Below are 21981 nucleotides of genomic sequence, written 5' to 3'. Positions count from 1 at the left end.
AATAAAAAAGCCGATGAGCAATCTCATCAGCTAACTAGTAATCTTTTTCTAAGTCCTCTTCAAACTTTTGAAAAAACAAGTCTGTTTCCTCTTCAAAAGAACTTTCATCAATATTATCAGGTAATGGTGGCAATTCATCTAAACTTTTTAAACCAAAATGGTCTAAGAAGAAGGTTGTTGTTCCATACAAAATCGGTCTTCCTGGTCCAGTCGCTCGACCAACTTCTTTTATTAATAACTTAGACGTCAATGTTTGAATAGAGCGGTCTGATTTAACACCTCTAATATCTTCAATTTCCATCCGTGTAATAGGTTGTCTGTATGCTACAATCGCCAATGTTTCTAGAGCTGCTTGGGATAAACCCGAATGCAATGGTGATGTCGCTAATTTCTTAAAGTATGGTGCGTGTTCTGGTAATGTTGTTAATCGATATGCACCAGCAACTTCAACAATTTGCAATCCACGCTGTTGTTCTTTAAATAACAATTGCAGGGAATAGATCGCCTCAGAAATTGTATCAGTTTCCACCTCAATCACATCGGCCATAGCTGGAATCGTCATTCCTTCATCACCAACCACAAATAACAATCCCTCAATGGTTGCTTGGAGTTCTTGAATTGTCAATGTGGATACCCTCCTCTATACTGTAAATCATGATGTCTGAAAAGTTCATCAACTGCTCACACCTAACTGCTTTCGTTTTCATTAATTCTAAAATTGCTAAAAAACTAACAACCATATGTCCGCGTTCTCTAATAGGAAATAAATCATCAAAGCGACAAACACCCTTAAACCTCTTTAACTCTCGTAAAATTTCTTGAATTCGATCCTCAATTGAATACTCTTGACTTCTTACAGTCGTCTTCTTTGGCGCTTTTAATTCTTTACGCTTTAATAATTTTTGATACGCGCCTAGCATATCAAACAAAGAAACACCTTGAATCGCCACATCTCTTTTTTCTTCATCAGAAATGAATGGTTCAAGGTCTTCAGGAGGACGGGTATGAACGAGACTTCTTTTTTGTTCCTTTTCTTTTAGCTCAATTGCTGCTTCTTTATATTTTTTGTATTCAACCAATCGAATAATAAGTTCCTCACGCGGGTCTTCTTCTTCCATGTCCCAATCTTCATCAAATAGTTCTTCTTCCTGTTTAGGAAGGAGCATTTTGCTTTTAATTGCAAGTAATGTAGCTGCCATTACTAAATATTCACTTGCTACATCAAGCTCTAACTCTTGCATAGCATGGACATACGTCATATATTGATCTGTAATTACCGCAACTGGAATATCATATATATCAACTTCAGCTTCATTAATTAAATGCAAGAGAAGATCTAGGGGCCTTCAAACAAGTCAAGTTTCACATTATACGGATTCATCATACCACCACTAGCTTTCTTAATATACACTAGATGAAATTATACCACAATTTTTTTAAGGTGACATATGAATCAACCAATTGAGAAATAAATGTGATAGACTTAAAACAATTCAATGTTAAAGGAGCTAGTGTCATGTATCCAACCGCCTACCTTGACTATATTATTTACTTTCATGTTGAACGGGACTATTTTGAATGTCATGAAGTGTTAGAAGAGTATTGGAAGAAAAAGCCAACTAATGAACGCGATGATTACTGGGTTGGGTTAATTCAGATTGCAGTTGGACTCTACCATCACCGAAGACAAAATGACAACGGAGCACTTAGGATGTATCAAAAAGCATTAGAGGCCCTCTCGAACCATTCATCTGCAATATCTCAACTAAGTCTAGATGTTGCAAAGTTAGAACAGTTATTACTAGAACAAATAGATTCAATCAATCTCCGACAACTACCATTTACTGATCTTGATTTACCTATTACAGACGACAAATTACTGAATGCCTGTCAGGCTAGATGTGAGAAACTTGGGTTACAATGGATATTTGCTGATTCCCAATCTATTAAAGACTCTATTATCCATAAACATAGCAGGAGAGACCGTACTGAAGTGATTAAAGAACGTGATAAACAGTTACAAAAAAGGAAAGAAAGAAGACAGTAAACACAATAGTGAACTGTCTTCTTTCTTTCCTTTAACCTATCCTCGCTATACTTGATGAGAGCTTCCATTTTCTTCTTCTACTAAACATGCTTCTAGGAATTTTTTCGTTTCCTTTGTTGGATTTAGTTGGCACGGCAGCGTACTTTTTAACTGTTGCAACATAGCCTTCCCTATTCCTTCTTGCCTAAAGGATGGATTCACACATATGTGTTGCAAATAAGCGCCATCATCTTTAAGTGTAATTCCCGCTACACCAACAAAATCTTCTGCTTTCCATAAATAAAGCTTCCAGTCTGGATCATTTTCATATCTGTCGATTGTTTTCTGAAGCTTCTTAATTTCTTTCTCTCCTGGCATAAATGAGAGAAGTCCCATAGCGATCTTTTGATGAATTGTTTTATAAGGTACAAGCATAACAATACCTCTCTACGTTTTCTTTGCCTCAACAGGCTGATTTCGTATGCGCTTTCACCACTATTTATTCTATCATATTTCATTAGAATTCGTTGACTTTTTTTCATATATATTAAGTTCTTTATTTACAATATGCATTATTTTTCTTTTTGTTCTTTGAATTCACTTCTCTTTTTATTTAAAAGGCTATGTTAAATAATAATGTTGATTTTAAAGACCTTTATGCGTAAAGGTCTTTTTTGTCATTACCACGCAGATAGCCTTGTTCTTGTATCGTTTTCATCGGTAATATATTCAACATCTTCAAATCCACATTGTGTTGCATTCTTGTATAGTAATTCGATTGTTTCCTTATTTTTGCAATAGATAGTGACATAACAGCTATCGACCACTAATAAAACAAGCTCACATTGGCTCTTAATAAAATCTTCATAGGTCTCAATATCAGAAAATTCATCTTTTGGATATGCTTGTAAGTCAGCGAAAATAATATAATACTTATTGTTTTCTAATAGTTTTTTGAGTTCTGCACCTTCAATTGCTTTTTTATCTTCTGAGAAAAGCTCTTCATCTAATTCATCATCAACTACTATATATGACTCACCGTTACCAATTCGCCAACTGAAAACAGTTGTGTCAATTGGCTTTAGCACTTCTCCAAGAAAGGTTCCATATTCATTTGGAATTTCAAAGCTAATTCCTCTCTTCATAAAAAACAACTCCCCCCAGACTATTGTAAAACTAAGCAGTTTGTTTAAATTTCATCATTCTTAGACTTTTATACGTTTCATTGGATGAAAATAATGAGCTTTCTACAATCATTTTACTCACTGTTTCGTTATCGCTACGATGTTTAACTACATCTAAGAAGTGAAACCAGCTCAAATAATTATCGAGGTATTTTGTAGCCACGCCATTAAATCTTTGTATCCAACCTTTTAATCGACTGTGATAGTTATTGACATTTTGTATATGATAAAGACCTTTAACACGCTCTGTACCATCTGATTTAAAGCGATAATGTTCCAACCCTTTGCTTTTTGCATAGGTAGAAAATGCTCTCCAAGCATCGGTACAAAGTGTATTGTCCGAAGACAATTTTGAGCCGATTGCTTTATCCAATTGAGTTTTGATAATACGACCAGTACCAAGAACCCCTGAAAAAGTTGCTTTTTGTCGGTCTCGTGCGATTAGGACACAAACCTGTTCGTGACTAATCCCACGAAATCTTGAGGAGCCACCACGCTTGCGAGACTTACGCCCTTCAATGTTTCTTTTACCTTTTTCAGAATACAAAAAATAGGTTTCATCCATCTCTACAATCCCTGAAAATTCATTAAAGTCCATTTGCTTTAATGCAGACAACACCTTATGTCTCCAATAAAAAAGTGTAACGAAATGAACATCACCAATAAGGTCTGCCGATTTGCGAAGAGAATAGCCTTCCAACATACATTTAATGAAATCTAACCATTTATCAGGCTTATGATTTCGGTACAGAGGCGTTGGGGTTACATCTGTAAATGTTTTTCTGCAATCTTTACAACGGTATCGTTGGCGTTCAACTTCTTTAAGACCAATTTTCACCTTATATTTACCGAAACGAACCACCTGTTTAGAACTGCAATGTACGCAAGTATATCCATTTTTATTTTTACGTTCAGTCACTTCTTGAAATACTGGTTCACTGGCTGAAAATGACGCAATAGAATTAATAAAGAATTCTTTTAAACGATGCTGTCCTGCGGAATTCAATTTTTTAATTTCTGCTATTAACTCTCTTAACGTCATTCCAAACCCTCCAAACGAACATTCTTTTTTATATTATAGAACATTCGTTCGCTTTTATCAAATATCAACAGAGTTAATTAACATAGCCTATTTAAAAAAAGACGCCTAAAAGCCTTTTCTGACCTTTGAAGACGTCCTCGTTAGGTTCGGACTTTTGAAATTCCGTCCCTCTCTTAAGATAAAGATTTATTCAAATGTTTTGCCTAGGTTAGCCATTTCGATCGCAACTGTTGCCGCATCCCAACCTTTATTTCCAGCTTTTGTCCCTGCTCTTTCAACCGCTTGTTCAATTGTATCTGTTGTCAGTACACCAAAGATAACAGGCTTTCCTGAAGTTAATGATAATTGCGAGACGCCTTTCGCTACTTCATTACAAACAAAATCAAAGTGAGGCGTTGCTCCTCTTATTACAGTTCCTAGAGTAATAACCGCATCATATTTACCTGTATCAACCATTTTTTTCGCTGCAAAAGGGATTTCAAACGCACCAGGTACCCAAGCGATATCAACATCTTCTTCATTCAAGCCGTGACGCTTTAGCGCATCTTGGGCTCCACCTAATAATTTACTTGTAATAAATTCATTAAAACGTCCTACAACAATCCCAACTTTTAAACCTGTACCTACTAAATGTCCTTCAAATGTTTGTCCCATAATAAAACTTCCTCCTCAGTTAACTTATCTTATTTTATAATTAGTACTGTTTCATCACCTAGAAGTGCAACATATGTCCTAATTTTTCAGATTTTGTTTTTAAGTAATTTTCGTTATCTTTATTGTGTGGCAACTGCAACGGAACACGTTCAACTACTTCAAGCTCATACCCTTTTAATCCGGTGATTTTTCGTGGATTATTTGTTAATAGACGCATTTGTCTAACTCCCAGTTCACGGAGAATTTGTGCTCCAATTCCATAATCTCTTAAATCAGCAGGAAATCCTAATTTCTCATTTGCTTCAACTGTATCATAGCCTTCTTCTTGAAGTTTGTAAGCTTTCAGTTTGTTCATTAAGCCAATCCCACGACCCTCTTGACGCATATAAAGCAAAATCCCACGACCCTCTTGCTCAATTTGTGTTAACGCTGCATGTAATTGCGGTCCACAATCACAGCGGTGAGAGCCAAAAACATCTCCGGTTAAACATTCAGAATGAACTCGAACTAAAGTCGGTTCTCCCTCAATGACTTCACCTTTTATAAGAGCGACGCTTTCCTTGCCATCAATAATATCAGAGAAACCAACTGCACGAAAATCACCAAACGCTGTCGGTAATTGAATATCAACTTCTCGTTTAACTAGTTGATCTTTACGATGACGATATTTGATTAAATCTTTAATCGTTATCATTTTCAACTGATGTTCATCTGCAATTTTACGTAGCTCCGGAACTCTTGCCATCGTCCCGTCTTCATTCATTATTTCACAAATAACACCTGCAGGCTTAGAACCAGCCAATCTCGCTAAATCAACTGCCGCTTCAGTATGACCAGCTCGTCTTAAGACCCCACCATTTTTCGCAATTAGCGGGAAAATATGACCTGGGCGTTTAAAATGATGTTTCTTAGAATCGTCCGCAACTAATGCCTGAACAGTGTCAGAGCGCTCCTTAGCTGAAATCCCAGTTGTATTCGTAAAGTGATCAACGCTTACTGTGAATGCCGTTCCGTGAGGATCAGTATTGTGATCAACCATTGGCATGAGATCAAGTTCTTTCGCTCGATCTTCTGTAATAGGTGCACAAACAAGCCCACGACCATGAGTAATCATAAAGTTAATAACTTCTGGCGTCGTTTTTTCAGCAATCGCAACGAAATCCCCTTCATTTTCTCGATCCTCATCATCACAAACAATGACACAGTGACCTTGCATAAGCTCATAAATTGCCTCTTCAATCGGATCAAACAACTTTGTTTCTTCCTTTTTGTCCGCCATATCCTTCACCCTCCTCTTTTTTATTTAAATCCGTGCTCTGACAAAAAACCTTCTGTTAATGTTCCTTTGTTGTGGCTAGGCTTAAAACTTCTCGAAACAAATTGCTCAATATATTTTCCAACCATGTCGCATTCTATATTGACAATATCCCCTATTCCTTTAAGGCCAATAATCGATTCTTCCATTGTGTGTGGAATAATCGAAAGGGTGAAACTTTCCTCATCCACTGCAAAGATCGTTAAACTCGTACCATCGACTGCTACAGAGCCTTTTTCAATCATATAGTGACGCAGTTCCGAGTTAATCCCAATTCGGTAATATACAGCATTTTGTTCCGTTTGTTTTGAGAGAATGGTTCCAATCCCGTCAACATGCCCAGAGACAAAATGACCTCCAAACCGACCTTTCGCGCTCATCGCTCTTTCTAAGTTTACCTTACTGCCACGTCCAAGCTTCTGTAAACTTGTTGCCCTTACTGTTTCAGGCATGACATCAACCGTAAAGTGAGACGATGAAAAGGAAGTTACGGTTAAACAAACACCATTTACTGCAATGCTATCACCAAGTTGAACATCAGATAAAATTCGACTTGCTCCAATCGACATTACCATTGACTCTCCACTTGAACGCATTTCCTGAACTGTCCCTAATTCTTCAATAATACCTGTAAACATTTAGTCACTTCCTTTCACCCGCGAAACAACTTTTATATCATTACCTATTTTAACAATTTCTTCAATTTCTAATTCAACCGCATCTTCTACTTCAGTAAAACCTTGTCCGCCTATTGCCGTAGGAGCAGAATGACCTCCAAACAACTTAGGCGCAAGATAGGTGATCACTTGGTTGACAGCTTTTGCTTTTAGAAAGCTGCCGTTAACTTCTGCACCACCTTCAACAAACAATGACGTTATCCCTTTTGAACCAAGAATATGTAGAATCGTTTCAATCGAATCATCAGGCAACAAAATCACTTCTATACCGAGTCTCATTAATTCCTCTCGTTTTTCATTAGATGCTTGATCTGTTGTTAAAATCCACGTTTGTGCTTTTCGATCTTGAACAAGCTTACAATTAATTGGTGTACGTAAACGGCGATCAAGTACAACACGAATTGGATTTTTCCCTCCATTCGGTAAACGAGTAGTTAAGGAAGGATCATCAGCTAGTACCGTACCGATCCCAACGAGTATCGCATCGTGAGTATGACGATAACGATGAACATCTTCACGAGCTTCGTCTCCTGTAATCCACTTGCTTTGTCCTGTGACCGTTGCTGTTTTTCCATCGAGTGTTGTAGCCGATTTTAACGTTACAAATGGTTGGGCCGTCTGAATATAGTGAAAAAAAATTTCATTCAACTTGTCAGCATCTTCACGACCTACACCAACTACGACTTCAATACCCGCATTTTTCAATTTTTCAATCCCACTTCCTGCTACAGCCGGATTCGGATCGGTCGTTGCGACTACAACCCTACTTAATCCTTTTTCAATAATTAAGTCAGCACACGGTGGCGTTTTTCCAAAATGACTACACGGCTCAAGAGTCACATAGATCGTCCCTCCACGTGCATCATCACCTGCCATCTTTAGAGCTTGCACTTCTGCATGTCCTTCACCAGCTTTTAAATGCGCTCCCATTCCTACGATAGCACCATCTTTTACTACTACTGAACCAACCATCGGATTTGGGGAAGTTTGTCCACGAGTGTTTCTAGCTAAATCTAATGCTAATTTCATATAATCAGAATCAATCATTTTAAGCCCCCTTCATCCATATATTTCAACACAAAAAGCCCTGAGCTTACATACACTCAGGGCTAGTATTTAAAAAAGAGATCACGAAATAAGCGTCCAATATATACTTTTTTGATATATTAACGCATTCAGCAATGTTTCAAAAAGGATAGACTACCCCCTTTGATTAAAAGGTGCTTTTTAAAAAAACTAAACACCACACAGCCGATTCGTTCCTTCTCCCATCCAGACTTTCACTGTCGGTCCCGGATTTGCACCAGGTCCACCGCTTCTAATACATTAGAAACGGGTCACGGACTAAGAAGCATTCGCTTCATCACCGCCGGTCGGGATTTTCACCCAGCCCCGAAGGAATCAACCATTAAATGGTCTACTATTAGATTGTGTCTAAATTGTATCTCTATTCATGTTCATTCGTCAACTAAAAAGATCTAAAGTTCGGTAAATGAAATTTCTCACATTTGAAAAATCAGAAAAAGAGCTAGATTTCCATTCACCATGTTATGATTAGAGCGAAGTACTGTACAAGGAGGACCCCTAATGAAACATTCATGGCTTCAAGCGGCCTTTATTGTGTCTGTAGCTTCCAGTCAAGCTACTTTTAATAGAGGAATTAACTATTTCCGATTAGGTAAAATAACAGATTTATCCTATGATTCGCTTACTCAAAAATATACTGCTACAGTTGATGGATCTTTTTTATATGATTGCGAGGTTACCATAAACGGCGAAGAAGAGATTGACTTTCAATGCGATTGCGAAGCAGCGCTAACATATTCTGGGGCATGTAAGCATATTGTTGCGATGTTATTTGCCATTAAAGAGCAACAAAAAGAGATTGAAACGATTCAAACTTCACCTATAAAATCCAGGAGCTCTATGCTCTATGCATTTAAGCAGTCTTCAGCTGAAGAAAACCCACTCCCTTTTTCAGAAACAAAAGAACTTGCCGTTCATTATGAACTAGTCTTCTCAACAAACTATCACCATTCGATGATTGATAAAGTTGAATTAAAATTAAAAGTAGGTAATAAGCGAATGTATGTTGTGAGAGAGATTGATGAATTTATTCATTCATGGATAGATAAAAAAGCATATACGTTTACTCCAAACTTTACATTTGACCCTAAAGATCATCATTTTAATGAACAGGATTCAGCTGTATTCGAGCTTCTTTATACCCATCTAGAAATCCAAGCAACCAAACAACATCAATCTTTTTATTATCGACAAAACCAAACAAGGACGCTTGAAATTCCAGCTATTACTTTCCATTCTTTGTTAGATTTATTAAATGGCGCAAACTTATCTTATTTGCTATCAAATGATCATCAAATTAACCATGTAACCATTAAACCTTTAGGTTCTGATCGCCTTCTACATTTTTCGCTAGAAGAATCACGAAACCGTCACGGTCTCATTCAGTTAGCTAGTTCCAATATAGAACAATTTGTCTTTGCCGAAGAAGCGTTTCAAATTCTTATCGAAGGAAATACAATCTATTCATTAACAACCACTCAGGCAAAAGAATTAGAAATGATCGGTGAGCATACGACTTCAAACGAAACGTTAGATCTCATCCCTAAGGAAGAACTTGAAGCCTTTTGTTCTTATGTATTACCTACTTTATCTTCCATTGGACAAGTTACATTGCAGGATACCTTACATAAATCTATCGAGAAGCGCCCATTACAAGCAAAACTGTTTCTTGATATTGATAATGGGACCTTATACGCACGGCTCTCATTTGAATATGGGGAACATATACGCAATCCATTTTATGAGAGTGAAGAAAAAGCTACAACGAAAATCATTACAAGAGATGTACGTAAGGAAGAACAAATCCTACACGTTCTTAAACGAACAAATTTCACAATAAACGAAGGACAGTTGACTCTTTCTGACTGGGAAACGATTATTCCCTTTATGTTTGAAGAGCTCCCTCTGTTACAAAAGCAACTAGATGTCTACACAACTTCAGCCGTAAAAAAAGTGATTGCCATACCGCCAACAACACCATCGGTTCAATTAGATGTTAACAATGAAACGAACTGGCTAGATGTCTCTTTTTCTATTGAAGGCATTCCTGAGGCAGATATTATGAATGTATTACAAGCACTTCAATCAGGTATGAAATACTACAAACTATCTTCAGGTGCTTATTTACAATTAAATCATGAACGATTTGATTCAATGAAAAAGGTTATCAAAACCGTTACAACTACGAAACGTTCACTCGACAAAGACATGGCTATTCCCTTACACAAAGCCTTTGAACTTGAGAAAGCAACGTCTTCAACTCGTATTTCGAAAAGACTGCATCAATTGCTATCTGATGTACAACAACCTGAATTTAGCGATTGGCCGATGCCAAAGGATTTCCATGCCGAACTTCGAGATTATCAAGTAAATGGTTATCGATGGTTGCGAACATTAAATCTAGTTGGCCTTAGTGGTATTTTAGCCGATGATATGGGACTTGGGAAAACAGTCCAAACAATCGCTTTTTTACAAGCCGAAATAGAGGTGCGACCTACTTTTCAAGCAATGATTGTTGCTCCCGCTAGCCTTATTTACAACTGGGAAAAGGAGATAAGGAAGTTTGCCCCAGCTTTAAAAACAATCGTTCTAGCCGGAACAAAACAAACACGTGAACAGTTATTCCAAGGCAATATAAAGGAAACAGATGTGTTTATTACTTCTTATCCATTACTTCAGCGTGATTATAAGAACTATGAGAATCATTTATTTCAAACCATTATTCTTGATGAAGCACAAGCTATCAAAAATGATGCAACGAAAACAACAAAATCTGTCCGTTCCCTTCAAGCCGGCAGTTGCTTTGCTTTAAGTGGGACTCCCATTGAAAATCATCAAGATGAGTTATTTTCGATCTTCCATAGTCTATTACCTGGTATGTTAGGTACGAAGAAACAATTCAAAGACCTGGAAAACACTGTTATCAAAAAACGTGTACGACCCTTTATATTACGTAGACTAAAAAAAGATGTATTGTCAGAGCTTCCAGAGAAAATTGAGACTGTTCAATATACAGACTTAAGTAAAGATCAAAAGAAGATGTATCTAGCCCAAGTAAAACAGTTAACCGAAGATGTGAATGATGCTATCGTCACAAATCAATTCCAGCAAAAGCGAATTGAAATTCTCGCTGGTTTAACACGCTTGAGACAAATTTGTTGTCATCCAAATTTAATCAATCATGAGGACAAATACGAGTCAGGGAAACTAAATAGGTTATTAGAATATGTAGAGGAAGGAATCCAAGCTGGGCAACGAATCGTTATCTTTTCACAATTCACTTCCATGCTACAGCTTATTAAAGAAGCTTTTTTAAATAAAGAATGGACGTATCATTATTTAGATGGACAAACCCCTGCAAAACAGCGAGTTGAGATGGCTGAGCAATTCAATAATGGGGAAAAACCCCTTTTTCTCGTTTCATTAAAAGCAGGAGGAACCGGTCTTAATTTAATCGGTGGCGATACAGTAATTCTATATGATACTTGGTGGAATCCTGCGATTGAAGAACAAGCAGCAGATCGTGTCTATCGCTATGGCCAAACTAAAACAGTGCAAGTAATTAAATTGATAGCAAATGGGACAATTGAAGAAAAAATACTTGATTTACACGACAGGAAAAAAGCACTTGTTGATGCTATTATTCAACCAGGAGAAGAATCGTTACAGGCCTTAAGCGCAGAAGATATAAAACAATTATTAACTTTTTCTTAAAGTCAACATGACCATAAGTTATTTCTTCCGTCAGTTTTACCAATTTCGTTTTTCTTATATACAAAGAAACAAGCGCAATGGAGTTATGGGGTCCATTGCGCTTTTCTTCCTCTTATTCTTATTTACAGAAAAGCTTTGTTGTAAATTGATCAAATGAATCTGCTAATGGATGTTCGTCCCATTTCCCACTTTCAGTTTCACTCTCGGTAATATAAACGACTGACGGATTACTCTTCTCTCGGTAGTCTAGTGCTAACCAGGAATGTAGATCTCCTGTTAAAAGTACGAGCTTATCTGGTAACCGACATTCATCTATAAACACGGAAGACAATCCAATTCCATGATCAATTTCTACTTCATATAAATAGGGAATAATCGCAGCATCACCATCTTCAAATAAGACATACCGAAATGCTAACTCTCCACCATTTTGCTGTTTCATTAACTCGATATAACCTCGAGGCAACCGAACATGCAAGTGACGTTCGACTTCACTTATTTTTTCATCTGTTAACATTGTACCTGGTTGATATTCCGACGGTGACTTCCAGAAGGCTTGTCCTTCATAAAACTGTAAACTCATCTTTTAACTCCTCTTTCTAAATGTTACTTTTACCTATAAAGTATCTTAGCACAAATGAAAGAAAAGCACTTTCAACTTATGAGTAGCTTATTCACTGTCCACCCCTGACAAATATGTATATAACTGATCCTGCATTCCCTCAGTACCAAAGGCAAAAGTAACATCCCAAATCCGATCTACTTTCCGATCATTAATATGAGCATCTAAATCATGGAAAATTCTATGAAGATATCTTACTGACATTGAATCACCTGTATTGCTAGCTACTAAATAAAATTGATAAGCACTTTCCATATCTTTTAGTACAGTAGACTGAGCAAAACCTTCATCTTTTAACCAAACAATATCTTCTTGAAGTTTTTTCCAATCTTCATCTGTTCCTAATTGTTCAGGGCCGATTGATTCCGCGTTTCCCCAGCCTGCTAAATCATTGAGGTAATGATGTTGGATTTTTATTATTTCTTTAACCGAGCTTTCCATTCCCTCTTGGTATGCTATGTTTTGTTCATAAGATGGCTCTTCATTTTCTTCAGTAGGAACGGTCTCTACTGCTTCCTCTCTTTCTGTTACATCTTCAGCGATGTCATCTTCTACGTCTGCAAGGACCATCTCTTCTTTCGATGAATCGCTGTTTGTAATAAAGTAAACACTTATCCCTACAACGATAATTCCTAAGACAACAAGTAGGATTTTATTCATTATTAGCAACTCCTTAACTTATCATTCTATTAAAATCCTACTATGAACATAACTAGCTATTCAAGCCCCTGACAAAAGTAGAACAAATTCGGTAGTAATTGTCAGACAGACAGGTAATTATTCGAGCTAATTCGTAGAATATTGACGTTGTTAGAGCATTCTCTCTTTCCCACTCTCCTCTTTCAAAATAATGTCTATTCCACTCGATTCACTGTAATAGTAATAGGCCTCTTCACCAGACATATTGAAAGTTCCTTCAATGCGAATCACCTTTTTCTGCTGTCTATACAGTTTAATTGTTTGAGATTGTAATAACGAGTAGGTTTTCAAATCATCTTTTGAAAAAAAGCGCTCAACCATTTCAAGTTCAAACGTTACATCAGTACGCCCCTTATTTTCCAACGGGATCACACATTCAATCTCGGCAACCATTTCTATTTCGTTTAACTCATAAAGACAATTGCTCCACTCTTTATGATAGACGATCCCATTTATCCCTGTTGCAAACATAGATTGATACGAACTAATTAAAGCTGTTGGAACAAAAAGAAAGATTAATATTAATGAAAAAATTACTCTACCTCGCCACTTAGGTAATAAATAATAGAAAATCATAAGGCTGATGACTAAACAAAAAAGCGCCGTAAGCCCTACGTAATGCAAACCTGTTTCAGTCTCGGTATTCGAATAAGCTGGTATCCCGACTACTGAAAAGATTCGTGTACCAAAAGGAGTACGGTCTGGAAATGGAAAGTGTAAGACGATTCCAAATAGGAATAATGTAATTGCTGTTATTAAGCTAGGTTTCTTCATTTCTCTAAAACTCCTTTTTAAAATCCCGATATTCTCGTTTATAAATAAAAAAAGACCTCATTAGACCCCTGAAGGAAGGAAACTAAGAGGAAACTTCACAATATCGTTTTGTATTTATTTTACAATATTAACTAAAATTTTAAAAGTAGCTAAATAATGCTTCAATAGATGCTTCAAACGTTAATTGACCAGGTTGAATGGCTGTAGTTGCTGTTTGTGCTGCCAATACGGTTGGATAACGCTCTTGAATTTGCGATCGATCGATTTCTTTCACATCTATCGGGGTTGGATTTAGCGTAACGTTGAGAGCATCTGCTAAAACAATGGCCTTTCCTAGAGCATTTTCAACTGCATTTGTTAAGGCTTGTTGATAAAAAGGAGAAGGATCTTTCACGGTGTAATGAATGGAAGCAATAGAATTCACACCATTTTTCACAGCCGAATCAATCACCACTCCAGCTATTCCAATTTGATCAAGGGTTACTCGGAGGAGATGAGCAACTCGGTAACCATGGAAGACTTGAACACCTTCAATATAATCATACTCTGGATCGATTCGGTAAACAGTCGTCTGAATATCTTGTTCCGGGATTCCTAATTCAATAAGACTAGAAATTACAGCATTTATTGCCATAGCGTTCTCCTGTTGAGCATCAATAATGCTCTCATTTAACGTAGTCACTCCCATCGTAATTTGAACTTGATCAGGTGTAGCTTGAACGATCCCTTCTCCCCTAACTCGTAACGTATTTGTTTCAGACTCTCTAGTATGCTTTTGTGATTTGTCCATTTATCCCCCACCTTTAACCCCTATTTATCCAATTATATTGTCGATCTTTGCGCAAAAGAACACTCGTTACATGAATAAAAAAAGGATTCAGGGCTAACTGATGGATCCCATATGTAAATACATTTATGATCAAAATAATTTCTAACTACTGGGTTAACATAGAAAACTTACTTCAACCCTAGTTATCTCAGTGCTACGAAGTTGTTCTTACGAGCTATACCAGCTATTCCCCTTTCTAAACGAATTTGCTAGTCTTTTCGTTTGTTCTTATTCTGATTCCGCTTATTACAGATCATTTTGTTATGCTCAATCATAAAGTAACAATATAAGGAGGTGATAGTAACATTCTCAGTATCTAGACAAATAGCTTGATTCATTCTCCCTCTCCTTTCTAAACAGGAGGTTGTCTCAAATCTGCGACAACCTCTATGTGTCATCATTGATCTGACTGTAGAGCAGTCTTAATAGGATAGATTCATAGATAGGGTGCGTCTCAAAAAAGAAAAGAAACTTTTGAAACGCACCCTTAGCTTTTATCAGTTTATTTACTATCACTTCTCGGTTGTTCAAATAGTTTCATAATAGAAACGGCCAATATCTTCACTCCATCCAATAAAGCTGTAACATTGAAGCTCATATTGGGATGATGTAAACCAGGAGAAAGATCCGCTCCTAAACCAACCATCGTTGCTTTTAAATTAGGATTCCGAGCAGCATAATAGTGGAAATCCTCTCCACCCGGCGTTACGAGTGGCGGTGATACGCTTTCTTTACCAAGTACCTCTTCTATCGCTTTTTGAATGATTTGTTCCATCGTTTTATTTGGAACTGCGGCTACCATTGATGTGAGCGTTTCTAGTTCAATTTCAGCTCCATTAAAACTAGCTGCTGTCATTACAGCTTTCTGAACTTGAGCAAAAAGGGTTTCCATTGCCTCATTCGTTTGTGCGCGAAGATCAATTCCAATAATCGCTTCATCCGGAATGATGTTATAATTTCTTCCCTCCGTACGTACCATGGTTACTTTTGCAGAACTGGATATTCTTGGATCGATCTTAATTGAATTAACCGCATTTATGATTGCACCGATTGAATCTATTACATTTATTCCCTGATGTGGCCTCGCAGCATGTGCTTGAACACCCTTTACCTTTCCTTGCAGTATTTTCGTAGCTCCATGATAAATGGCGGGTGAAGCTTCTTTTAATGATAGTTCTTCACTTGGTCTAACATGAATGCCAAGTAGATAAGAAACGTCATTAACAACTCCTTTGTCTATGAACTTTTTTGCGCCAGTCCCCGTCTCTTCAGCTGGTTGAAAAATGATTTTCAATGTCCCTTTAGGCTTATAGCCGATGTCCATTAACATTTTGAGCGTATATAATACCATTGTTGCATGTCCATCATGACCACATGAATGATTTGCCTTCCATACACCATTAACATTTTGCCATAAGGCATCTATATCAGCTCTCAGTGCAACCGTAGGACCATGGCTATCTCCCTTCCATTCTGCAACAAGTCCCGTATGATCATCAAAAAGAGAATATTCAATTCCCAATTGACCGACTCTTTTTGCCAAATAGTTTGTCGTCTCTTGTTCCTCCCAACTAACTTCTGCGATCGAGTGAAGATGTTGGTACGTTGCAGTTATTTGGTCTTTGTACTTTTCAATCCATTCGTCTATGTTTTTAATTGTTCTCACTCCTTTCCCTTTCAAATCTATTTACCCATTCAATATGCTCACTTTTGTTTTTTCTATACTATATTCAACGAGTACCATAAATTCTCATTTTATCGTCCTGTATTTTATAAATGGGCATCTAGTAAACCAACCCAACTTTGTGAAGATGTTCACAATTTATCCAAATAAAAATGTGAAAAACTTCACAATTATTTGTTATACTTAGGATGTAAACAAAAGCATATAAGAATGTGTTTAGAGGAGGTTTACTATGAACGGAAAAGTAAATCGTGTCGTGTTAATTGGAACTGGTGCCGTTGGATGTAGTTATGCTTATTCATTAATCAATCAAGGAACAGTTGAAGAATTAGTTTTAATTGATGTAAATGAGTTTCGCGCTGAAGGTGAAGTGATGGACTTAAATCATGGTCTCCCTTTTGCTCCTTCTTCTATTAAAATTTGGAATGGATCCTATAAAGATTGTGCAGAAGCAGATCTAGTTGTCATAACAGCAGGTCTACCACAAAAGCCTGGAGAAACAAGACTTGACCTCGTTAGAAAAAACACGATGATTTTTAAAGACATTGTGAAGAATATTATGGATAATGACTTTGACGGGATATTTTTAATTGCTACAAATCCAGTTGATATTTTAACGTATGTTACTTGGAAAGAATCTGGGTTACCAAAAGAACGAGTAATTGGCTCCGGAACGACTTTAGATACAGCTAGATTACGCTATATGCTTGGAGATTATTTTGATATTGATTCAAGGAATGTTCATGCCTATATTATTGGTGAACATGGGGATACGGAACTTCCTGTTTGGAGTCATACAACCATTGGTGTTGAAAGACTTGAAACCTATTTAGCTAAAAATAGTGAGTATAACCAAGAACAGTTAGAAAGCCTATTTGAAAATGTGCGTGATGCCGCTTATCACATTATTGAACGAAAAGGTTCCACTTACTACGGCATAGGAATGTCTTTAACACGGATTACAAAAGCCATTTTACAAAACGAAAATTGTATATTGCCGGTATCTGTCTATCTGGACGGCGAGTATGGCCATCAAGATGTATTCATTGGTACTCCAGCGGTTATTAACCGAAATGGTGTGAAGCAGGTCATTGAACTTGAGCTAAATGATGTAGAAAAGCAACAATTTGATCATTCTGTTAAAGTATTAAAAGAGATTATTCTTCCGATTTCAAACTAATATAGAGGTTGTCACAGCTCCGTGACAACCTCTTCTTCCTGTTAATTATGTTGAACAGTTTCATGTTTAGGCTTGTTAAAATACGCTCCGATTGAAAAGCTTTGACTGCTGCTAATAATCAGTTGTATAGATGCCGCAAGTAGAATAACATCTAACTCAAATCCACCAAGAAAGCCTTCTGGCCATTTTGTTGTCAATATGGCTCCTACCATGATTATTGCAAATAAGGCTCCTATCACTTTCGTTCCAATTCCTAAGACCATTGCTAGTCCACCAACTAATTCAATAATAGCAACAATATAAGCCAAGAATCCCGGTAACCCAATACTCTCAAACCAACCTGCAATATTCGCTATCCCACTTTGGAATTTATCAAGTCCATGGAAAAAGAACGTAAGACCAACAACAACTCGAACTATGAATAAACCTAACTCATTCTTATTCAATTTAGTTCCCCCCTTTTTTTATTTGAAGACGAATGCCAACACCTGAAGGACCTTCTATTAGCCATCCTTCATCTACTTCTATTATCGTTACCTGATTATCAGTTAAGTGATGAACCACTTTTGACAATGCTTCTTCGTCGGGCAATAGAATTGTGTAATACTCAATCCCAACTGCATTTTTAGGTCTAATTTTGGCATCAGAACCAGCCCAAATATTTAAGCCAATATGGTGATGATAACCACCTGCAGCCATAAATAGCATTCCATATTTTGTCATATTCCCTACTGTTACGTCCATCCCAAGTAGATCTCGATAGAAATTTTTACTCTCATATAAATCACGAACATGTAAATGAATATGTCCAATTGTTGTTTTTTCAGGTAACCCTTGCCAATCGTGTTCTCCAGCTGCCTGCAACAAGCCCTGTGCATCAATTGGTTCAGTGACCATTTTGTAATCATCGCCGTATTTTGTCCATCCTTCTCTTGGACGGTCTCTATAAATTTCAAGACCGTTGTGATCAGGATCAGATAAATAAAGGGCCTCACTAACAAAATGATCGGCTGAACCCACTTTTACTCCTTTGTTCGCGACATGCTTTAAAAATAATCCTAAATCACTTCGTTCGGGTAATAATATTGCAACATGATAAAGTCCTAATGAAGTACCTGGCGGATAAACAAGCGCATTTGATACTTCTTCTAGAATTAGCAAAGCATCTTTATCATTTGCTGTTAGTTCCACCACTTTCTCTCCTTTATTTAAGACTTTAAAGCCAATTATTTCTTTATAGAATTGAATGGATCTCTCAAGATTACTAACTTTTAATTTAACTGGACCTAATTCTAATTCGGGATGTATGCGAAAACTCACATCAACTACCTCCTTTATTTTTTTCCTTTCCATTGTTATTATGGACTATATATTATCTTTTCAAAAGTACGCACTTAAAAGTGGTATAGTATACAAAAGGAAACTGTAAGGAGGGTGAAAAATGAGTGAATGCCAAGTAAACTCTGCTTTAGAAGCATTGGTAGGAAAGTGGAAGCATAAAATCTTATTTCCTCTCGTTCAAAATCAAACGATGAGGTTTAATGAGTTAAAGCGGTCTATACCGGGGATTACGCAAAAAATGTTAACATCTCAACTGAGAGAATTAGAAGAACATGATCTCATTACAAGAAAGGTTTACGCACAAATCCCACCAAAAGTCGAATATTCTCTTTCTGAGCATGGGAAGAGCTTAATTCCTATTTTGGAGCAAATGAGCCAATGGGGTGCGATGCACGCTGCCCATTTACAATCCTTCAAAAATGCTAAGAAGGAAGTTAAATAAAAAAGGAGAGGCGCCTATTTTGCTTTAGGCGCCTCTTCACTATAAACAGCAGTTACCTGTTACCAGATAATTGATAGTCTTTTGGCGAAACACCAAACTTCTTTTTAAATTGCTGTACAAAAGCAGACATACTTTGGTACCCTACCTGTCCTGCTGCTTCTGTAACTGTTATCGATTGATTTTTAAGTAAGAGGGCTGCCTGTTCCATTCGAATTTCTGTTAAACGTTCCATAGGTGACTGTTGAAAATATCTTTTGTATAACCGATTCAATTGTGATTCACTCACATTGACCTTCTCAACTATATTTCTGACTCGAAGCGGCCGCTGATAATTCTGCAACAGAAAAGCTTCGACCATTCGAATCGATTCAGGATAATAAAACATATCTAAAATATACGATATCTTTGATAACATATACTCATTTGGAAAAATATGATACATCACTTCACACGCATATAGATGAATGAAAAAATCATTATTCTCTAAGTACTTTTCTAACATGTCGATCAGTAATTTATCTATTTCGTTTGACCAAGTTTCCTGCATAATGCACACACGCTTTGGTACTTCTAGTAGTCGTGGAGAAAAACCTCTATACTCTTCTAGCAATTGAATGAAAGATTCTGTAATCGATTTCGTTAAAGGTAAAAGCAAACTACTGCAACCATTTTCAATTTCGAGCTGCACTGTTACCCCTTTTGGATAGAATAAATACTCACCTTGTTTAAGTAAGATAAAATTCGTTTCCCCGATCTGGTATTCCAATTCTCCTGATAAGACAAATAAAATACCCGGCTCTTCACTGAAAAACGTCCGCTCTTCTCCTGCCAGGTCTTGTTTATATTCAATTAAATTCGATTGCTTCGTTTTTGCTTTTTTGATTCGTTCCATTACATCTAAAAACTTTTGAGATTTCATTTTCATCCCTACTTCTATATAGTAATTTTCACTATACAGAATACTTATTAGAAATTCAAGAAGACTACGAGAGGGGAAAACGTTCTCCTCACCGTAGTCTGCATAAATTGAGAAAAAGAATCTACTCTGTAGCATAATCCTCGAATGTCACCTGCATTCAAGGTCATTTAAAAGGATTTCTCCATTCCATTAATGCAGCATAATTTCTTGACTCTTTATCTTCTAAATAGTTAGTAACAATTCCTAACGGAGTTCGACCACAACGTAACAAAAAGGTAGTCACAGGATCCTTTAAATCACCTTTTATCACTGCATGTAAATATTGCTCAACAGACATTGTTTCTGCTACTTTATGATAACCAGGTAATCTTCCCCCACCTAACAAGCGGTCAAGTCCCTTATGAACAACCACTTCATACATCGACTGCATTAACCATTTCCCTAAATCAAGCTTTCTATAGTCAGGATGAACACAAATATCAACGACGTATAACGTATTTCCATTCGGATCATGATTTCGAATATAGCCATTATCGGTGATGTCTTCCCATGTATGCTCAGGATTTGCAGGATCAAATGAAACGATTAAACCAGTCATAGAACCAACAAGTCGTCCTTCGACTTCCACACATAGTGCCCCTTCTTGGAATAAGGTGATATGATTTTTTAATTGTTCTTTATTCCACCATAGGTCAGAAGGAAATGGTGGAGGAAAGCTTGCTTTTTGGATCTGAATCAACTGTTCGAAATCATTTTCTTGATAATTTCGAATGATGACTTTCACGTTTTGCTTTTCATGAAAAAGATAAAGTTGTTTTTTGTACATCCCTTACCAGATCCTTTTCTGTTAGATTGTCTTCCTCCTCCATTGTATTCACACAAACATTCGGATACAAGTCAAAGCGACGGTCTCTCCATGTTGTAACAGAACCATTTAAACGCACGTCGTATAAAAGGGATAAGTCAAGATCAGCAGTAATAATCATATCATTATTCATTTCACCTTCAGCCATGATTCCATGCTGTGGAAAAGGTACATCATTCGGTGTAATTACTGCCGCTTGGCCAAAGTTCCCTCTCATAAAATCAACTGTAGGCAATGAGCCAACCGTTCCTGTTGTCACTACATATACTTGATTTTCAATTGTTCTAGCATGGCATGTATAACGAACACGATGAAACCCATGACGATCATCTGTACATGAAGGACAAAAAACAACATCCGCTCCCATCCCTCTCACCATTCGAACAACTTCAGGAAATTCAATGTCATAACATGTTAATAAAGCAATTCTTCCTTTCTCCGTTTCAAATATCCGAAGAGAATCTCCAGGGGTTAATTCCCACTCCTCTACTTCAGTTGGTGTCATGTGAAGCTTTGCTTGTTCGCCAATTCGTCCATCTGGATAAAAGAGATGAGCTACATTGTACAAGCGTCCCTCTTTCTGGATAACATGCGTACCACCAATGATATGCATATCATACTCTTTCGCAAGATTTTGAAAGAGATCATAATAGCTTTTCGTATATTTAGGAAGATCATTAATGGTTTGGCTTCCATTTTCTTGCGGAATTGATAATAACTGAGTCGTGAAAAACTCAGGAAACAAGACAAAATCTGACTTAAATTCAGCAGCTGTTTTTATATAATGAGTTACTTGATTTGCAAATTCCTCAAAACTTGAAATCGTATGAAGATGATATTGAACAGCAGAGACACGAAACTTCATTATTACTCCCCCTTGCGTAAATTACACATTTCAACGGAATTTTAACACAAAAAAAACACATCC

Annotated in this window: 22 protein-coding genes, 1 pseudogene and 1 riboswitch; of the genes and pseudogenes, 4 read left to right on the top strand and 19 right to left on the bottom strand. The window is 36.9% G+C overall.

What is annotated here, in order from left to right:
* Positions 1-34: 34 nt before the first annotated feature.
* Together scpB and BkAM31D_RS09670 are read right to left on the bottom strand one after the other, a co-directional pair.
* Positions 35-625, bottom strand: a complete 591-nt coding sequence (gene scpB, locus BkAM31D_RS09675; protein WP_066151657.1) for an SMC-Scp complex subunit ScpB — start codon at positions 623-625, stop codon at positions 35-37.
* Positions 594-1381, bottom strand: a pseudogene (locus tag BkAM31D_RS09670) (segregation/condensation protein A). Before BkAM31D_RS09670 ends, scpB begins: the two are co-directional and overlap by 32 nt.
* Positions 1382-1516: 135 nt before the next feature.
* Between BkAM31D_RS09670 and BkAM31D_RS09665 the strand changes: the two are divergent.
* Positions 1517-2047, top strand: a complete 531-nt coding sequence (locus BkAM31D_RS09665) for a DUF309 domain-containing protein (protein WP_066151662.1) — start codon at positions 1517-1519, stop codon at positions 2045-2047.
* A 45-nt stretch (positions 2048-2092) separates the two neighbouring features.
* Here BkAM31D_RS09665 and BkAM31D_RS09660 read toward each other — a convergent pair whose 3' ends face one another.
* The 7 genes from BkAM31D_RS09660 to ribD all read right to left on the bottom strand — a co-directional run bounded on the left by BkAM31D_RS09660 (position 2093) and on the right by ribD (position 7945).
* Positions 2093-2461, bottom strand: a complete 369-nt coding sequence (locus BkAM31D_RS09660) for a GNAT family N-acetyltransferase (RefSeq protein WP_066151664.1) — start codon at positions 2459-2461, stop codon at positions 2093-2095.
* 245 nt (positions 2462-2706) lie between these two features.
* Positions 2707-3171 (bottom strand): DUF2691 family protein, encoded by a 465-nt coding sequence (locus BkAM31D_RS09655; protein ID WP_066151668.1) that lies wholly within the window; start codon positions 3169-3171, stop codon positions 2707-2709.
* 31 nt (positions 3172-3202) lie between these two features.
* Positions 3203-4252 (bottom strand): IS1595 family transposase, encoded by a 1050-nt coding sequence (locus BkAM31D_RS09650; RefSeq protein ID WP_066151670.1) that lies wholly within the window; start codon positions 4250-4252, stop codon positions 3203-3205.
* A 186-nt stretch (positions 4253-4438) separates the two neighbouring features.
* Positions 4439-4906: a 6,7-dimethyl-8-ribityllumazine synthase gene (gene ribH, locus BkAM31D_RS09645; protein ID WP_066151672.1), complete on the bottom strand. Its 468-nt coding sequence runs from the start codon at positions 4904-4906 to the stop codon at positions 4439-4441.
* 58 nt (positions 4907-4964) lie between these two features.
* A complete protein-coding gene (locus BkAM31D_RS09640) occupies positions 4965-6185 on the bottom strand; it encodes a bifunctional 3,4-dihydroxy-2-butanone-4-phosphate synthase/GTP cyclohydrolase II (protein WP_276565207.1) in 1221 nt (406 codons plus the stop codon).
* Between the two features lie 20 nt (positions 6186-6205).
* Complete coding sequence (ribE, locus tag BkAM31D_RS09635) at positions 6206-6859, bottom strand: riboflavin synthase (protein WP_066151676.1); 654 nt, start codon at positions 6857-6859, stop codon at positions 6206-6208.
* On the bottom strand, positions 6860-7945 hold the full coding sequence (ribD, locus tag BkAM31D_RS09630; RefSeq protein WP_066151678.1) for a bifunctional diaminohydroxyphosphoribosylaminopyrimidine deaminase/5-amino-6-(5-phosphoribosylamino)uracil reductase RibD: 1086 nt from the start codon (positions 7943-7945) through the stop codon (positions 6860-6862).
* Positions 7946-8154: 209 nt separating this feature from the next.
* Positions 8155-8302: riboswitch (FMN riboswitch) on the bottom strand.
* A gap of 183 nt (positions 8303-8485) precedes the next feature.
* Between ribD and BkAM31D_RS09625 the strand changes: the two genes are divergently transcribed.
* A complete protein-coding gene (locus tag BkAM31D_RS09625) occupies positions 8486-11698 on the top strand; it encodes a DEAD/DEAH box helicase (protein ID WP_066151680.1) in 3213 nt (1070 codons plus the stop codon).
* A 118-nt stretch (positions 11699-11816) separates the two neighbouring features.
* Here the strand turns inward: BkAM31D_RS09625 and BkAM31D_RS09620 are convergent, their stop codons facing one another.
* The 5 genes from BkAM31D_RS09620 to BkAM31D_RS09600 all read right to left on the bottom strand — a co-directional run bounded on the left by BkAM31D_RS09620 (position 11817) and on the right by BkAM31D_RS09600 (position 16288).
* Positions 11817-12281 (bottom strand): SMI1/KNR4 family protein, encoded by a 465-nt coding sequence (locus BkAM31D_RS09620; RefSeq protein ID WP_066151683.1) that lies wholly within the window; start codon positions 12279-12281, stop codon positions 11817-11819.
* Positions 12282-12368: 87 nt separating this feature from the next.
* A complete protein-coding gene (locus tag BkAM31D_RS09615) occupies positions 12369-12980 on the bottom strand; it encodes a hypothetical protein (protein WP_066151686.1) in 612 nt (203 codons plus the stop codon).
* A gap of 150 nt (positions 12981-13130) precedes the next feature.
* Complete coding sequence (locus BkAM31D_RS09610; RefSeq protein ID WP_066151688.1) at positions 13131-13793, bottom strand: MFS transporter; 663 nt, start codon at positions 13791-13793, stop codon at positions 13131-13133.
* Positions 13794-13932: 139 nt separating this feature from the next.
* The gene (locus tag BkAM31D_RS09605; protein WP_066151690.1) at positions 13933-14583 is read right to left on the bottom strand and encodes an SIMPL domain-containing protein; all 651 of its coding nucleotides are present in this window, start codon (positions 14581-14583) and stop codon (positions 13933-13935) included.
* A 541-nt stretch (positions 14584-15124) separates the two neighbouring features.
* Positions 15125-16288 (bottom strand): M20 peptidase aminoacylase family protein, encoded by a 1164-nt coding sequence (locus BkAM31D_RS09600; RefSeq protein ID WP_066151821.1) that lies wholly within the window; start codon positions 16286-16288, stop codon positions 15125-15127.
* Between the two features lie 250 nt (positions 16289-16538).
* Between BkAM31D_RS09600 and BkAM31D_RS09595 the strand changes: the two genes are divergently transcribed.
* The gene (locus tag BkAM31D_RS09595) at positions 16539-17486 is read left to right on the top strand and encodes an L-lactate dehydrogenase (RefSeq protein ID WP_066151692.1); all 948 of its coding nucleotides are present in this window, start codon (positions 16539-16541) and stop codon (positions 17484-17486) included.
* A gap of 41 nt (positions 17487-17527) precedes the next feature.
* Here the strand turns inward: BkAM31D_RS09595 and BkAM31D_RS09590 are convergent, their stop codons facing one another.
* Both BkAM31D_RS09590 and BkAM31D_RS09585 read right to left on the bottom strand, forming a co-directional pair.
* Entirely contained in the window at positions 17528-17932 is a 405-nt protein-coding gene (locus BkAM31D_RS09590; protein WP_066151695.1) for a DoxX family protein, read from the bottom strand.
* A gap of 1 nt (position 17933) precedes the next feature.
* A complete protein-coding gene (locus BkAM31D_RS09585; RefSeq protein WP_084372049.1) occupies positions 17934-18806 on the bottom strand; it encodes a VOC family protein in 873 nt (290 codons plus the stop codon).
* Between the two features lie 121 nt (positions 18807-18927).
* On the opposite strand from BkAM31D_RS09585, the gene BkAM31D_RS09580 reads away from it, so the two are divergent.
* Positions 18928-19269: a winged helix-turn-helix transcriptional regulator gene (locus BkAM31D_RS09580; protein WP_066151700.1), complete on the top strand. Its 342-nt coding sequence runs from the start codon at positions 18928-18930 to the stop codon at positions 19267-19269.
* Positions 19270-19321: 52 nt separating this feature from the next.
* Here the strand turns inward: BkAM31D_RS09580 and BkAM31D_RS09575 are convergent, their stop codons facing one another.
* The 3 genes from BkAM31D_RS09575 to BkAM31D_RS09565 all read right to left on the bottom strand — a co-directional run bounded on the left by BkAM31D_RS09575 (position 19322) and on the right by BkAM31D_RS09565 (position 21918).
* A complete protein-coding gene (locus tag BkAM31D_RS09575) occupies positions 19322-20188 on the bottom strand; it encodes an AraC family transcriptional regulator (RefSeq protein WP_169801089.1) in 867 nt (288 codons plus the stop codon).
* 163 nt (positions 20189-20351) lie between these two features.
* A complete protein-coding gene (locus tag BkAM31D_RS09570) occupies positions 20352-21014 on the bottom strand; it encodes a GNAT family N-acetyltransferase (RefSeq protein WP_066151704.1) in 663 nt (220 codons plus the stop codon).
* Complete coding sequence (locus BkAM31D_RS09565) at positions 20983-21918, bottom strand: carbon-nitrogen hydrolase family protein (protein WP_084372050.1); 936 nt, start codon at positions 21916-21918, stop codon at positions 20983-20985. Before BkAM31D_RS09565 ends, BkAM31D_RS09570 begins: the two co-directional genes overlap by 32 nt.
* Positions 21919-21981: the final 63 nt, after the last annotated feature.

Source organism: Halalkalibacter krulwichiae (genome assembly GCF_002109385.1).
GTDB lineage: Bacteria > Bacillota > Bacilli > Bacillales > Bacillaceae_D > Halalkalibacter > Halalkalibacter krulwichiae.
Note: the sequence above shows the minus strand (reverse complement) of the source record. Positions and strands in the feature narration are given on the sequence as shown.